The sequence below is a fragment of the Streptomyces albipurpureus genome, from assembly GCF_023701525.1.
Classification (GTDB): Bacteria; Actinomycetota; Actinomycetes; order Streptomycetales; family Streptomycetaceae; genus Streptomyces; species Streptomyces albipurpureus.
Genome location: NZ_JAMQAW010000040.1, coordinates 1 through 14,697, shown reverse-complemented (window position 1 = coordinate 14,697; position 14,697 = coordinate 1). Strand labels below are relative to the sequence as shown.

Here is a 14,697-nt window from a genome sequence, read left to right as displayed (position 1 = left end):
TCGAACGTAACCTGACTCCATGGACATCATGCTTTTCCATTCCGCCTACGGTCTGAGACCTGCCGTGCGGATGGCAGCCGAGCGCCTCGAAGCCGCCGGTCACCGGGTGTGGACGCCCGACCTCTACGACGGGGAGACCTTTGACACGGTCGAGGAGGGCATGGTCTTCAAGGACCGGATCGGCAAGGACGAACTTCTCAAGCGGGCGGTTCTCGCCGCTGTGCCCCACTCGGATCGCGGACTGGTGTACGCGGGGTTCTCGCTCGGTGCCTCCATCGCGCAGAATCTGGCGCTCGGGGACGAGAAGGCACGCGGACTGCTGCTGCTCCACGGCACCTCCGACATCGCCCCCAACGCGGCGGTGGATGACCTGCCTGTACAGCTCCACATCGCGGACCCTGATGCCTTTGAGCCCCATGACTGGTTGACCGCCTGGTATTTGGGGATGGGGCGTACGGGAGCGGATGTGGAGGTCTACAGCTATCCGGGCGCCGGGCATCTCTATACCGATCCGGATCTTCCGGACTATGACGAGAGGGCCGCTGAGCAGACCTGGCGTGTGGCACTGGGCTTTCTCGCCACGCTGAAGGGGAACTGAGCCTGTCTCCGGGGTGCTCGCCTCCCCAGGGCTGATCCGCCCTGGATCGCGATGGCCTCCCTTGGCCGCGCCGACCGTCCAACCCTTCGTACCGCGTGCAGCCACCCGCCCACTGCACGCGGTACGGAAGCGCTCTGGCCGCCGCTGTTCGCGCTGATCACCGGGGCTGGGTTCAGCGCACCGGTTGGTTGACCCGCTCCACCTTCTGCGTACCGCTGAGCGTTCGGTAGGAACGTATCCAGTTGGCGGTGGCGTCCGGCCGCTTGCGGTCTGAGAGCGCGTAGTAGTCCATCTGGGAGCGCTCGGGGGTGACATCGAGTACGCCGTAGCCGTGGCTGTCCATGTCCACCCACTTCACATGGCGGTTGGCGCCTTGCACGGCCGTGGCGGCGACCCGGGACAGGGTGCCGGGGGCGACCTTGAGGAGATCGTCGAAGTTGTCCGACGTCACCGATGTCACCACGAACTCGGTCGCGGCCGAGCCGGAGAGCGGATAGGTGGCCGCTGTGATGGGCACCTCGTTGGCCCAGGCCATGTGGATGTCACCGGTGAGGAAGACGGTGTTGTCGATGCCCCGCGCGGTGAGATGGGACAGCAACTCGCGGCGGTCGTCGGTGTAGCCGTCCCACTGGTCGGGGTTGATCGCCAGGCCTTCCTCGGGCAGCCCCAGCAACTCCGCCAGCGGCGCCAGAAGGTGGGCGGGGAGCGCCCCGAAGGCGACCGGGGAGATCATCACCGAGGTTCCCACCAGCTGCCAGGACGCGTCCGATCCGGCGAGTCCCGCCTTCAGCCAATCCAGCTGGGCCCGTCCGGTGATGGTCCGGTCGGGGTCGTCGACGCCTCCGTTGCCGGCCCGCACGGGCTGGGAGCGGAAGCTCCGCAGATCCAGCAGATGCAACTCGGCGAGTCTGCCGAACCGCAACCGTCGGTAGACCGTGCCCTCGGTGGAGGTCCGTACGGGCATCCACTCGAAGTACGCCCGCCGGGCGGCCGCCACCCGGGTGGCGTAGTCGCCTTCGGTACCAGGGGTGTGGTTCTCCGCCCCACCGGACCAGGCGTCGTCGGCGATCTCATGGTCGTCCCAGATCGCGATCATGGGATGGGCCGCGTGGAGCGCCTGGAGATCGGGGTCCGTCTTGTGGGTGGCGTGCCGCAGCCGGTAGTCGGCGAGGGTGATGATCTCGTGGGCGGGGGAGTGCTGCCGTACGGAATCCTCCGGGGGCGGATAGCTTCCGGTGGCGTACTCGTAGAGGTAGTCGCCGAGATGGAGAACCGCGTCCAGATCGCTTCGGGCGGCCAGATGCCGGTACGCGGCGAAGTAGCCGGACTCCCAGTTGGCGCAGGAGACCAGTCCGAAGCGGATGCCCGTGGCCGTCGCGTCGGCGGCCGGGGCGGTGCGGGTGCGACCGGTCGCGGACACCGCGCCGCCCGCCACGAAGCGGTAGTGGTACGTGGTCGCCGGCCGGAGGCCTCGGACATCCACCTTGACGGTGTGATCGCCCTCCGCGGTCGTCGTCACCGTCCCTTGGGTGACGATCCTGGTGAAACCGGCGTCCTCCGCCACGTCCCAGCCGACAGCGGTGTCGGCGCCCCTGCCCGACCCGGGGATGGCATCCGGGCTGGGGGTGACACGGGTCCACAGCAGTACGCCATCGGGCAGCGGATCCCCCGAGGCGACACCATGCGCAAACGTCGGGAGCCGCGCGGCATGGGCCGGGGTTGCGACCGTGGCGACAAGGGCCGACGCGGGCACCGCGGCAACAGCGCCGACGGCTGCGGCCTTGACGAGAGTACGTCGAGTGGGAGCTGGGGCCGCCGTGGCTAACGGGGGCCCAGAGGTTGCGGAAGGGGCTGGCGGGGAGGAATGGGCTCGACTGGTCACGGCCGATCAGCCTACTGATCAGTAGTCCAGTGGGGGTGTAGGGATTCCCGCCATAGTCCGTCCTGAAATCGGCCCCCGGTGAGGTGATCGCCCAGGGGGAGTGACGTGCTGTCAGCGACCTTGGCCGCCGTATCCGCACCGCTGGGTGAGCGAAGCGCCCTCGGTGCGGTGCAACGGATACGGCGGCCAAGAGGTTGGTCCGGCTCCCGCTGGTAGCGGGGGCTGGTGGCTCTAGCCCTTCAGTGCCTTGTCGACTGCCGTGTTGAATTCGGCGGCGGTCACGGGCGGGTTCGCGGTGCCCTCCACGGTGACCTTCTTGCCATCCATCTTGAGCGTCGGAGTGCCTTCGACCCCGCTCTTGTCGAACGTGCCCGACATCTTCACCGCCCAGGCATCGAAGGTCCCGTCCTGGACGTTCTTCTTGAACTCGGTGTTCCCCTTCAGCGCCGGGACGGAGTCCGCGACCTCCAGGAGATAGGAGTCCTTGGCGAACTTGTCCTCGCTCTCCGTGGGGTGGAACTTCTTCGAGTACAGCGCGGCCTTGTAGTCGGAGAATGCCTCCGGACTCACATTGAGGGCGGCTCCCATGGCGCTCAGCGCGTTCTTGGAGCCCTCGCCCTGGTCCATGTTGTCGATAAAGGTCGCGCCCACGAACTTGACCTTGTACTTGCCCGCGGCGAGGTCCTTCTTGACCGTTTCGCCGACGCCCTGCTCGAACTCGGCACACTTCGGGCAGCGCGCGTCCTCGTAGAACTCCAGGGTCTTCTTGGCCGTCGGCTTGCCGATGACGACATTGGTGCCATTTGTGCCGTCGGTGTTCTTGGGGGCGGTGACCGCCTCCTTGCCCACCGACTCCCAGTGATCCGGCTTGTTGGCCTGGATCACTCCGTAGCTGATACCGCCGGCGACGGCGAGAACGGCGATCGTGGAACCGATGACGATCAGCTGCCGACGGGTCCTGTCCTTCTTGGCCTGGGCCTCGCGCTCCAAACGGAGCCGCTCACGGGCCGCTGCCTTGTTCGCCTTGCTGTTGCGTGCGCTCATGGTGAATCACTCCGGGTCATGCCGCACTCAGCGGTGCGGAAGTTATGGGGAAGGTGGGGAAGAGCGAGGGACGGCCAGGGGCACTCGGGGGCGCCCCTGGGGATCGGCCCCGCGCGTCGCGGCCGGTGATCGGGCCGGCTTGGGGTCCAAGGCTCGTGACCGGCTGTCGACGGTGTCGGGAGCTCCACCGCGATGAGGACCCCGGCCCCGGCCGCCGCGTGATCGAGACCGACCAGGGGCTACCGTGCGCCGCTCACTCAGGGAACCGTGCTGGCCTGGTCGGAGCAGTACGGAACCGCTCATGGCCTGACGAATTCGCCGGACGTGAGGCTCGGGGTCCAGTGGACCTAGCCGAGGGCCGCGGTCGGGCGGGGCGGACCGCGCAGGCCCAGGGAGTGCACCAGCAGCAGGGTGCGGGAGGCCGTGTGCCGCGGCAGCGAGCGCACCATGCGCCGCAGGGGTCCCGGGAGCCCGCGCACCGTCACCACGATCGCGAGCAGCAGCGGTCGGAAGGTGAACGCCGCCACCGTACGCATCAGCCCGCAGAGCGCTGCCTCGCCACGCCACAGCCAGGCCGCGGAGAGCAGTCCGACCGAGACATGGGCGGCGAGCAGCACCCAGGGAAGGGCGGGATGCGGGGTGTCGAGCAGTGGGACGGTGCCTTGTTCGGCGGCTGCCACCCCGGGCAGCTGAGTGCCCACGCCGCCCCCGCACAGCACATCGAGCCCCAAGGTCCGCAGCGAGCCGGTGACCGGACCGCCTCCCGGTCCGTAGCAGAGGTCCTGTCCTGCGGTGAAGACCGTGTCAGCGGCGAGTTCAAGCGGTATCAGCAAGCCCGCGATGCGCCAGAAGCCGCGCTCGCGCCGGGAGAGCACGAAGGCGACGGCGAAGACGCCCACCGAGAGACCGGCGAGCATGGTCCAGGGCAGCGGGGACTGGGAGAGCAGCACATGGGAGGCAGCGGACAGCGTCACGACCAGTGCCGTGAAGATCGCCGCCCGCAGCGCTCTGAGCTGCATCCCCGATACGTCCATCGTCTGCGAGTGTGCCATGGCCGCCTGAGAGGAGCCTTAACGGATGCCGTCGCCCGCCAGGCCGGGTATGCGCCCATTGCGGAACAGATCGACGAAGATCTGGTGATCACTTCGCGCCCGCGCGCCGTAGCGGTGCGCGAAATCGACCAGCAGCTCGGCGAAACCGTCCTCGTCGGCCGCGATGGCCGCATCGATGGCCCGCTCGGTGGAGAAGGGCACCAGGGAGTGTCCGCTCTCATCGTCGGCGGCGCTGTGCATGGTGGCCGTCGCCCGACCCAGATCGGCCACCACGGCGGCGATCTCCTCCAGATCGTCGATGTCCGACCAATCCAGATCCACCGCGTACGGGGAGACCTCGGCGACCAGCTGGCCTATGCCATCCAGCTCGGTCCAGCCCAGCCAGGGGTCGGCATGGTCCTGGAGCGCTCGCTGGGAGATCACCGTGCGGTGGCCCTCGTGCTGGAAGTAGTCCCGGGCGGTCGGGTCGTCGATGTGCCGGGAGACCGCGGGTGTCTGGGCCTGCTTCATATAGATCACGACGTCGTTCTCCAGGGCGTCGCTGTTGCCCTCCAGCAGGATGTTGTACGAGGGCAGGCCCGCGGAACCGATACCGACGCCGCGCCGACCGACGACGTCCTTCACCCGGTAGGAATCGGGACGGGTCAGGCTGGATTCGGGCAGGGTCTCCAGATAGCCGTCGAAGGCCGCCAGCACCTTGTACCGGGTGGCCGCGTCCAGCTCGATGGAACCGCCGCCCGAGGTGAAGCGGCGCTCGAAGTCACGGATCTCGGTCATCGAGTCCAGCAGGGAGAACCGGGTGAGCGAGCGGGCATCACGCAGGGCGTCCAGCAGCGGACCGTCCGCGGTGTCCAGGGTGAACGGCGGCACATCGTCGTCCTTGGCACCGGCGGCCAGGGCGTGGATGCGCTCCCGGTAGGCGTTGGCGCAGATCCGCACGAGGGAGCTGATCTCCTCGTCGCTGAGCGCCTTGGTGTACCCGATCAGCGCCAGTGAGGCGGCGAGCCGCTTGAGGTCCCAGGTGAAGAAGCCGATGTAGGCCTCGTCGAAGTCATTGACGTTGAAGACGAGCCGGCCGCTGGAGTCCATATAGGTGCCGAAATTCTCCGCGTGGAGATCACCGTGAATCCATACCCGACTGGTGCGCTCGTCCAGGTAGGGGTGCCTTCGGAGTGACCCGTTCGACTCGTACGATCCGTCCGATCCGTTCGACGCGTCCGGCTCGGACGCTCTGCCATCCTGCTCGGTGTGCTCCCGCTCCAGGTCGCGGTAGAACAGGCAGGCCGTACCCCGGTAGAAGGCGAACGCCGAGGACGCCATCTTGCGGAACTTGACCCGGAAGGCGGCCGGGTCGGCGGCCAGGAGGTCACCGAAGGCGGTCTCGAAGACGGCGAGAATCTGCTCGCCACGCTCTTCGGCCGTGACCTCGGTGGGGTGCGGAACCGGCATCGCTCTGTGCCTCCTGGTGCGGTACGTGCATAACGGTCAGGCCCCTCCCCGGCACCCAGAGCCGGGGATGCGGCTTCAGCCCCTTCAACGCTCGACCGCGTCCGGGAGTGCCCGTCCGCCGCGGGACCCGGGGGTGCTCGCGCCGCCCACCACGATGTGTCGGTGGGGGGTCGTAGACTTCCTGCCTGTCCCCCTCAGGCCCCTCGCCGCCCCCTCGTCGCTCGCTCTCCGGAGGCCCCCGCCGTGACAAAACCGCCCTTCACGCATCTGCATGTGCACACCCAGTACTCGCTGCTGGATGGTGCGGCGCGGTTGAAGGACATGTTCGCCGCGTGCAACGAGATGGGGATGTCGCATATTGCGATGACGGACCACGGCAACCTCCACGGGGCGTATGACTTCTTCCACACCGCGAAGAAGGCGGGCGTCACGCCGATCATCGGGATCGAGGCGTATATCGCCCCCGAGTCCCGGCGGAACAAGCGCAAGATCCAGTGGGGCCAGCCGCACCAGAAGCGCGACGACGTGTCCGGTTCCGGTGGTTATACCCACGCGACGATCTGGGCGGCGAACAGGACGGGGCTGCACAACCTCTTCCGGCTCTCCTCGGACGCCTATGCGGAGGGCTGGCTCCAGAAATGGCCGCGCATGGACAAGGAGACCATCGCCCAGTGGTCCGATGGTCTGATCGCGTCCACCGGCTGTCCCTCCGGCGAGCTCCAGACCCGGCTGCGCCTCGGTCAGTTCGACGAAGCGCTGAAGGCCGCCTCGGAGTACCAGGACATCTTCGGCAAGGACCGGTACTTCCTGGAGTTGATGGACCACGGCATCGACATCGAGCACAAGGTCCGCGACGATCTGCTCCGGGTCGGCAAGAAGCTCGGCATTCCGCCGCTGGTGACGAACGACTCGCACTACACATACGCGCACGAGGCGACCGCGCACGACGCGCTCATGTGCATCCAGACCGGTAAGAACCTCTCCGATACGAACCGGCTGAAGTTCGACGGCACCGGCTACTACCTGAAGTCCACGGACGAGATGTACGCCATCGACTCATCGGACGCCTGGCAGGACGGCTGCCGCAACACTCTCCTGGTCGCCGAGCAGATCGACACCAGCGGCATGTTCGAGGCGAAGAACCTCATGCCCAAGTTCGATATCCCGGAGGGCTTCACGGAGGTCACCTGGTTCCAGGAGGAAGTCCGGGTCGGCATGAACCGCCGGTATCCGGGCGGCGTTCCCGACGACCGCCAGAGGCAGGCGGAGTACGAGATGGACGTCATCATCAAGATGGGGTTCCCGGGTTACTTCCTGGTGGTCGCCGACTTCATCATGTGGGCCAAGAACCAGGGCATCGCGGTGGGCCCGGGCCGTGGCTCGGCAGCCGGCTCGATCGTTTCGTACGCCATGGGTATCACCGACCTCGATCCGATCGAGCACGGTCTGATCTTTGAGCGGTTCCTCAACCCCGAGCGTGTTTCCATGCCTGATGTCGACATCGACTTCGACGAGCGTCGGCGCGTGGAAGTCATCCGGTATGTGACGGAGAAGTACGGTTCCGACAAGGTGGCCATGATCGGCACCTACGGAAAGATCAAGGCCAAGAACGCCATCAAGGACTCGGCCCGAGTGCTGGGCTATCCGTACGCGATGGGCGACCGGCTCACCAAGGCCATGCCCGCCGATGTGCTCGGTAAGGGAATCGACCTCTCCGGGATCACCGACCCCTCCCATCCGCGGTACTCGGAGGCGGGCGAGATCCGGGGGATGTACGAGAACGAACCGGACGTGAAGAAGGTCATCGACACCGCCAAGGGTGTGGAGGGCCTGGTCCGGCAGATGGGTGTGCACGCCGCCGGTGTGATCATGTCCAGCGAGACCATCACCGACCACGCCCCGGTCTGGGTCCGGCACACCGATGGCGTCACCATCACCCAGTGGGACTACCCGCAGTGTGAATCGCTCGGCCTGCTGAAGATGGACTTCCTCGGCCTGCGCAACCTCACCATCATGGACGACGCCATCAAGATGGTGAAGTCCAACAAGGGCATCGACCTGGAGATGCTGGCGCTCCCCCTGGACGACCCCACGACGTACGAACTGCTCTGCCGCGGTGACACCCTCGGCGTCTTCCAGTTCGACGGCGGCCCGATGCGCTCACTGCTGCGGCTGATGAAGCCCGACAACTTCGAGGACATCTCCGCCGTATCGGCCCTGTACCGTCCGGGCCCGATGGGAATGAACTCCCATACGAACTACGCGCTGCGGAAGAACAAGCAGCAGGAGATCACCCCGATCCACCCGGAGTTGGAAGAGCCTCTCAAAGAGGTTCTGGACATCACCCATGGATTGATCGTCTACCAGGAGCAGGTGCAGAAGGCCGCGCAGATCATCGCGGGCTACTCACTGGGTGAAGCCGATATCCTCCGCCGAGTCATGGGCAAGAAGAAGCCCGAAGAGCTGGCAGCGAACTTCACCATCTTCCAGGCGGGTGCCCGGAAGAACCAGTACTCCGACGAGGCGATCCAGGCGCTGTGGGATGTGCTGGTCCCCTTCGCCGGATACGCCTTCAACAAGGCTCACTCCTCCGCGTACGGCCTTGTCACCTACTGGACGGCGTATCTCAAGGCGAACTACCCCGCCGAATACATGGCGGCACTGCTGACTTCGGTGAAGGACGACAAGGACAAGTCGGCGGTCTATCTCAACGAGTGTCGGCGGATGGGCATCAAGGTGCTACCGCCTAATGTGAATGAATCACAGTCGAACTTCGCGGCCCAGGGCGACGATGTGATTCTGTTCGGCCTCTCCGCCATTCGGAATGTCGGTACGAATGTGGTCGACTCGATCATTCGCTGCCGTAAGACCAAGGGGAAGTACTCCACCTTCCCCGACTTCCTCGACAAGGTCGAGGCCGTGGTCTGCAACAAGCGCACGGTCGAATCACTCATCAAAGCCGGCGCCTTCGATGAGATGGGCCACACCCGCAAGGGCCTGGTCGCCCACCATGAGCCCATGATCGACAATGTGGTCGCGGTCAAGCGCAAGGAAGCCGAGGGCCAGTTCGACCTCTTCGGCGGCATGGGCGGCGACGACAGCGCGGATGAGCCCGGCTTCGGGCTCGATGTGGAATTCTCCGATATCGAGTGGGAGAAGTCCTACCTGCTGGCGCAGGAGCGGGAAATGCTCGGACTCTATGTCTCCGACCACCCGCTCTTCGGTATCGAGCACGTCCTCTCCGACAAGAGCGATGCGGCGATCTCCCAACTCACCGGCGGTGAACACGCCGACGGCGCCATCGTCACCATCGGCGGCATCATCTCCGGCCTCCAGCGCAAGATGACCAAACAGGGCAATGCCTGGGCCATCGCGACCGTCGAGGACCTCGCCGGCTCCATCGAGTGCATGTTCTTCCCCGCCACCTACCAGCTGGTCTCCACCCAGCTCGTGGAAGACACCGTCGTCTTCGTCAAGGGGCGTCTGGACAAACGAGAAGACGTGCCCCGCCTGGTCGCGATGGAGCTGATGGTCCCCGACCTCTCGTCGGCGGGCACCAACGCGCCGGTGGTGGTGACCATCCCCACCGTGAAGGTGACCCCTCCGATGGTGACCCGCCTCGGTGAGATCCTCAGTCACCACAGGGGCAACACCGAGGTGCGGATCAAGCTCCAGGGGCCCCGCACCACCACGGTGCTGCGGCTCGATCGGCATCGAGTGCAGCCCGACCCGGCGCTCTTCGGTGATCTGAAGGTGCTGCTGGGTCCTGCCTGCCTGGCCGGCTGATCCCGTTCTGACGGGCCGATCACCGGCTGCCACCGAAGGCTGAGCACACAGTGAGGAGAAGGGGCGCACCCGGCCAGAGCGGCGGGGTGCGCCCCTTCTCCTCTTCCTACTGATCCAGGGCCGTTCGGCAGCCCTGGCGAGCTAGCTGAGTGTGATCAGTTGTGGCCGAAACGCCGCTGGTGCTTGCGAGCAACATCCGCCGGGCTGCCCTGTGCCTGCGACTGCGGCTGGGACTGGGCCTCGTAGGCGGTCGACTTGGCCTGCTCCTCGCCGCGCTCGGACTGCGACGAGCGGTCCTGCTGATGGCCACCCTTGCGATTCTTGTGCTTGGCCATGGTGTGCCTCCATCGTGGGGTCTAGGGGCCAGGGCCGGGACCAGACTCACATATGGTGCGATACGTCGCATTTTGGATCATTGCCGTGGGTAAACGCCCCTTGTCACAGGCCCTGGCGAACTTCCGCCACGCCGATGATCGAGTTCCGGCCGTTTAGCCTCTTCCGGTCGGGCAGACTCAAAGCAGTCTGTGACACTCCCCGGTTCGCAAGCGACTCCGGGGACGTTATTTCTCTTTGAATTCCAAGATCCCAAATTCCCAAGATCCTTAAAGAATCCCTGGTCCCCGAGGCCTCGGAGTTCCCGAAAGAGGGTGGAGCGCGTGGACCGCTGCGTTGTGCTGGTGGACGCCGGCTATCTGCTCGGCGCCGCCGCGAGCCTCCTCGCCGGAGAGCCGGCGCGTTCCCGGATCACCGTCGATCACACCGCTCTCATCCAGGGCCTACGTGAGCTTGCCGAGGCGGACACGGAGCGTCCCCTGCTCCGTATCTACTGGTTCGACGGTGCCCCCGATCGGGTACCGCAACCCGAGCACCGCCGGCTGCGCGTGATGCCCAGAGTCACGGTCCGACTCGGAGCGCTGACCCGAAGTGATGGGCGCTGGGCGCAGAAGGGCGTCGACGCGGCCATGCACGCAGAGCTCACCGAGTTGGCCAGAAATCGCGCTTGCTCGGATGTTGTGCTGGTCACCGGGGACGGTGATCTCCTGCCCGGCCTGATGTCCGCCAAGGAACATGGAGTCGCCGTCCACCTCTGGGCCGTCCAGGCCGCCGACGGCGACTACAACCAGTCGGAAGACCTCGTCGCCGAGGCCGATGAACGCCGGGTCCTCGACCGCGTCTGGATCACCCGGGCCGTACGCGCCAAGGAGCTCACCGGGGTCTGCGCGCCGCCACCCGTGCCCCGCCCCGAGATCGCGGCGATCCTCTCCGCCCCGCTACCCGAATCCGCGCTGGCCGCCTCCCAGGCGGCGGCGGCCGACGCCGTGGCCAACGGCGTACAGCCCTCAACGGTCGACCACGACACCGCGAACGCGCCGACCCCCGGCAGTTCCAGGGGTGTCCCCACCCCCAAGGACCTCGCGGGACTGCGCACCCCCGGCCCGCACCCGCCGCACCAGCCGCCCCCGAGCGCCACCCTGCGCTGGTCCTCCGACAAGGGCTGGGTGGAACGCCCCGGCACCGGAGCGACGGTGGGGGAACCGCCCGAGACGGCCTCCCTCCCCACCCTCGCCCAGCTCACCAGCGCCGAGCAGCGCTGGGCCGACCGTGAAGAAGACATCACCACCGTCGGCGGCGACCCGTTCGAGGTCGGCCAGGTCTTCGCCCGACGCTGGATGGAGCGGTTGCCCGAGAGCGGCCATGTACAGAAACTCTCGACGATGTACCCCCGGATTCCGCACCGGATCGATGGAGAACTACTGCGTTACGCAGCACGTTTCGGCCTGCTGGCCCACAAGGACGACCAGATCGACGAGCATGACCGCTATGCGATCAGGGCCGGGTTCTGGCGCGAGATCGATGTGCGGGCCGCGGCGGAACACGCCCCGGCCGGGGAGTAGTAAGGGCGACCCCGTACCCTCATACCTCGTGAGTACGGTGTGCGTGGTGCGGCGGCTGGTCAAGACGTACCCTGCTGCGCGCGGTCGCCGAGGAGTCCCCGCGACACCGGAGGTCCGCGCGACCGACGGGATCACCCTGGAAGTCCAGGGCGGAGAGATCTTCGGCCTGCTCGGGCCCAACGGCGCCGGGAAATCAACGCTCGTACGCCAGCTGACCGGACTGATGCGCCCTGACTCCGGCAGCATCGAGGTACTGGGCCACGACCTCGTACGCCACCCGGAGCGGGCCGCCCGACTCATCGGCTACCTCGGGCAGGAATCCACCGCACTCGACGAACTGACCGTCTCGCTCGCGGCCGAGACCACCGGACGACTCCGTGGGCTCTCCATTCGAGATGCCAGGGCCGAGCGCGATCGCGTACTCGACGAACTGGGCCTCACCGAACTGGCCGGACGTCCGCTGAAGAAACTCTCCGGAGGGCAGCGCCGGCTGGCCTGCTTCGCGGCCACCCTCGTGGGAGAGCGGCCGCTGCTCGTCCTGGACGAGCCCACCACGGGAATGGACCCCGTCGCCCGCCGCGCGGTCTGGGCGGCGGTCGACCGCCGCCGGGCCGAGCACGGCGCGACCGTCGTGCTCGTCACCCACAATGTGATCGAGGCGGAGACCGTGCTCGACCGGGTCGCCGTGCTCGAACGCGGCCGCGTCATCGCCTGCGACACACCCAGCGGGTTGAAGGAACACGTCGCAGGCGAGGTCCGGGTGGAACTCGTCTGGCGAGAACGCGCGCCGCTGGATGTACCCGAGGTGGCCGCGCTCCGCGGCTCCGCACAGGAATCCGGCCGCCGCTGGGTGCTGCGACTCGCACCCGACGAGGCACGGGCCGCGGTCGCCGCGGTGACCGGCGGTGCCGCGTTCGCGGCGCTCGACGACTTCACGCTGGCGACGCCGAGCTTGGAGGACGTGTACTTGGCTCTCGGGGGGAACGCGATGAAGGGGCTGGTCAAAGCGTGAGCATCGTGCCCATGGAGGCAGTGTCCGGGCAGACGCGGATCAGGGGGCGCGATACTGCCGTCGCTGCCCCCGCGCCGCTCGCCCCCCGGGCACGGCTACTACCGGCGCTCGGGGCGGTCTACACCGCACAGTTGTCCCGGGCCCGCGTCGCCCGGATTCCGCTGCTCTTCGTGGCGACCTTCCAATCCATCGGGATCATGGTCCTGATGCGGGGGGTCGTTGACGGCGGGGACGAGGCGCGCGCCGTGGTCGCCGGATCGTCGGTGCTCGTGGTCGCCTTCGTCGCGCTCAATCTGCTCGCCCAGTACTTCGGGCAGCTGCGGGCCAGCGGCGGACTCGACCACTACGCCACCCTGCCCGTGCCACCCGCGGCCGTCGTACTCGGAGCGGCCGGCGCCTACGCCTCCTTCACCGTCCCCGGCACCATCATCACCGCGGTCACCGGCAGCGTGCTGTTCTCGCTGCCCCTGACGCACCTCTGGGTCCTCGTAGCGGTGATCCCGCTCGCCGGAGCCGCCCTCGCCGGCCTCGGCGCCGCCCTCGGCCTGCTCGCACCGCGCCAAGAGCTCGCCACCCTGCTGGGGCAGCTGGGGATGTCCGCCGCGCTGCTCCTGGGCGTACTGCCACCTGATCGGCTGCCGGAGCCCATCTCGTACGCACGTGATCTACTGCCCTCCACCTACGGAGTCGAGGCACTGGCGCGGACCTTCGGGCCGCGGCCCGACTGGGCGGCCGTGGGATTCGACCTGGCGATCTGCGCACTGGTGGGTGTCGTCTCCTTGACGGTGGCGACCTGGGCCTATCGGCGGGCCGCGGTCCGCTGAATCTGGGCCCTGCGGCGGGCTGCGGTCCGCTGAATCCCTCGGGCTGGGTTTCACCGCGGTATGCCGAGGTCACCGGTTTTCCCAGGGCCGGGCACCCCCATGAGCCACCGGTCCGGTGAGGCGCGCTCTGCCCTCGCCTGGCACGATGGCGGGGTGACCGCACCGCTGACACCGCCCCACCAACCACACCGTCCGCCATCACCCGGGGACCCGGGCGGCGACCCTTGGCAGGCCCCGCAGCACGGGCCCGGAATCCTCCACAAAGAGGGAACCATGGCGTTGCGTGAAGACCTACGGGACGGAGCGATCGTCCTCCTCGCGGTGGCGGTCCTAGGCGTCGGCCTCGGGCTCCTGTGGCTATGGCTGGCACCCAGCGTGCCGCTGATCTCGGACGGTAAGGCCGTGTTCCTCCGAGACTCCGAGGGCGAGGAGGCCGTCGGTGCCGACGGAACGTTTGCCCTCCTCGGGGTGGCATTCGGCGCGGTGAGCGCCGTTGGCGCGTTCTTGTTCCGCCGAGGCGGCGGCATCGCGCTGGTGGTGGGGCTGGCACTCGGCGGGCTGGCCGGGGCGCTCCTGGCATGGGGCGTGGGTACCTGGCTGGGGCCGACAGAGGATGTCGTCGCACACGCGAAGGCGGTGGGTGCGGGGGTGGTGTTCGACGCGCCACTGGAGCTGAACGCCAAGGGGGCGCTTCTGGCGTGGCCGGTGGCGGCGATGGCGGGGCACCTGGCCCTGACAGCGATGTTCGGGCCACGGGACCCGGAGCCGTTTCCTGAGGAGTAGTCGCTCCTTGAGTGATGTCTGCCTCGGGGGCTGGGCCTCGCTTGTGCTGGGGTGCCCCCTGGTGGGGCGTTCGTTTGCGTGGGGTGCTGGTGCCCGGGGTCTTGGCTTTTGGGCTGGGCGCGCCCGCTTTCCGTGTCCTCACCGGGGGTGGGGTTCGTCCTCAAGCGCCGGACGGGCTGAGTTTGCCCCTGCCGGGGCGGGCCCTTGGTCGCTGGGGCTGCCGGTGTCCCGGGGGCTTGGGTACCCGGGCTGGGGGTGCCCCCTTGGCGGGGTGCTCGTTTCGGCGGGGGTGCTTGTGGCCGGGGCGCGGGGTGCTTGGGCACGACGCCCTTGTGTTGGGTGTTCTCACCTGGGGGTGGGGGGGTTCCGGGC

Annotated in this window: 11 protein-coding genes; 6 read left to right on the top strand and 5 right to left on the bottom strand. The window is 67.7% G+C overall.

Annotated elements, in window-relative coordinates; all coding sequences use genetic code 11:
• Nucleotides 1-19 precede the first annotated feature (19 nt).
• Complete coding sequence (locus NBG84_RS29585) at nt 20-598, top strand: dienelactone hydrolase family protein (RefSeq protein WP_250922713.1); 579 nt, start codon at nt 20-22, stop codon at nt 596-598.
• A gap of 172 nt (nt 599-770) precedes the next feature.
• Here the strand turns inward: NBG84_RS29585 and NBG84_RS29580 are convergent, their stop codons facing one another.
• The 4 genes from NBG84_RS29580 to NBG84_RS29565 all read right to left on the bottom strand — a co-directional run bounded on the left by NBG84_RS29580 (nt 771) and on the right by NBG84_RS29565 (nt 6,025).
• The gene (locus NBG84_RS29580) at nt 771-2,351 is read right to left on the bottom strand and encodes an alkaline phosphatase D family protein (protein ID WP_250922712.1); all 1,581 of its coding nucleotides are present in this window, start codon (nt 2,349-2,351) and stop codon (nt 771-773) included.
• A gap of 360 nt (nt 2,352-2,711) precedes the next feature.
• A complete protein-coding gene (locus NBG84_RS29575) occupies nt 2,712-3,524 on the bottom strand; it encodes a DsbA family protein (protein WP_250922711.1) in 813 nt (270 codons plus the stop codon).
• A 347-nt stretch (nt 3,525-3,871) separates the two neighbouring features.
• A complete protein-coding gene (locus NBG84_RS29570) occupies nt 3,872-4,558 on the bottom strand; it encodes a hypothetical protein (protein ID WP_250922819.1) in 687 nt (228 codons plus the stop codon).
• A 36-nt stretch (nt 4,559-4,594) separates the two neighbouring features.
• A complete protein-coding gene (locus NBG84_RS29565) occupies nt 4,595-6,025 on the bottom strand; it encodes a DUF2252 domain-containing protein (protein WP_250922710.1) in 1,431 nt (476 codons plus the stop codon).
• Nucleotides 6,026-6,268: 243 nt separating this feature from the next.
• On the opposite strand from NBG84_RS29565, the gene dnaE reads away from it, so the two are divergent.
• A complete protein-coding gene (gene dnaE / locus NBG84_RS29560; protein ID WP_250922709.1) occupies nt 6,269-9,811 on the top strand; it encodes a DNA polymerase III subunit alpha in 3,543 nt (1,180 codons plus the stop codon).
• A 155-nt stretch (nt 9,812-9,966) separates the two neighbouring features.
• On the opposite strand, the gene NBG84_RS29555 is transcribed toward dnaE, so the two are convergent.
• A complete protein-coding gene (locus NBG84_RS29555; protein WP_250922708.1) occupies nt 9,967-10,146 on the bottom strand; it encodes a hypothetical protein in 180 nt (59 codons plus the stop codon).
• A 312-nt stretch (nt 10,147-10,458) separates the two neighbouring features.
• Here NBG84_RS29555 and NBG84_RS29550 point away from each other — a divergent pair, with 312 nt between their 5' ends.
• From NBG84_RS29550 to NBG84_RS29535, 4 genes are all read left to right on the top strand, one after another.
• Nucleotides 10,459-11,706, top strand: coding sequence for an NYN domain-containing protein (locus tag NBG84_RS29550; protein WP_250922707.1), 1,248 nt, complete (start codon nt 10,459-10,461; stop codon nt 11,704-11,706).
• A 37-nt stretch (nt 11,707-11,743) separates the two neighbouring features.
• Nucleotides 11,744-12,718: an ABC transporter ATP-binding protein gene (locus tag NBG84_RS29545; protein WP_250922818.1), complete on the top strand. Its 975-nt coding sequence runs from the start codon at nt 11,744-11,746 to the stop codon at nt 12,716-12,718.
• Nucleotides 12,715-13,542, top strand: coding sequence for an ABC transporter permease (locus NBG84_RS29540; RefSeq protein ID WP_250922706.1), 828 nt, complete (start codon nt 12,715-12,717; stop codon nt 13,540-13,542). The genes NBG84_RS29545 and NBG84_RS29540 overlap by 4 nt, the downstream gene beginning before the upstream one ends.
• Nucleotides 13,543-13,641: 99 nt before the next feature.
• Complete coding sequence (locus NBG84_RS29535) at nt 13,642-14,325, top strand: ABC transporter permease (protein WP_250922705.1); 684 nt, start codon at nt 13,642-13,644, stop codon at nt 14,323-14,325.
• Nucleotides 14,326-14,697 lie beyond the last annotated feature (372 nt).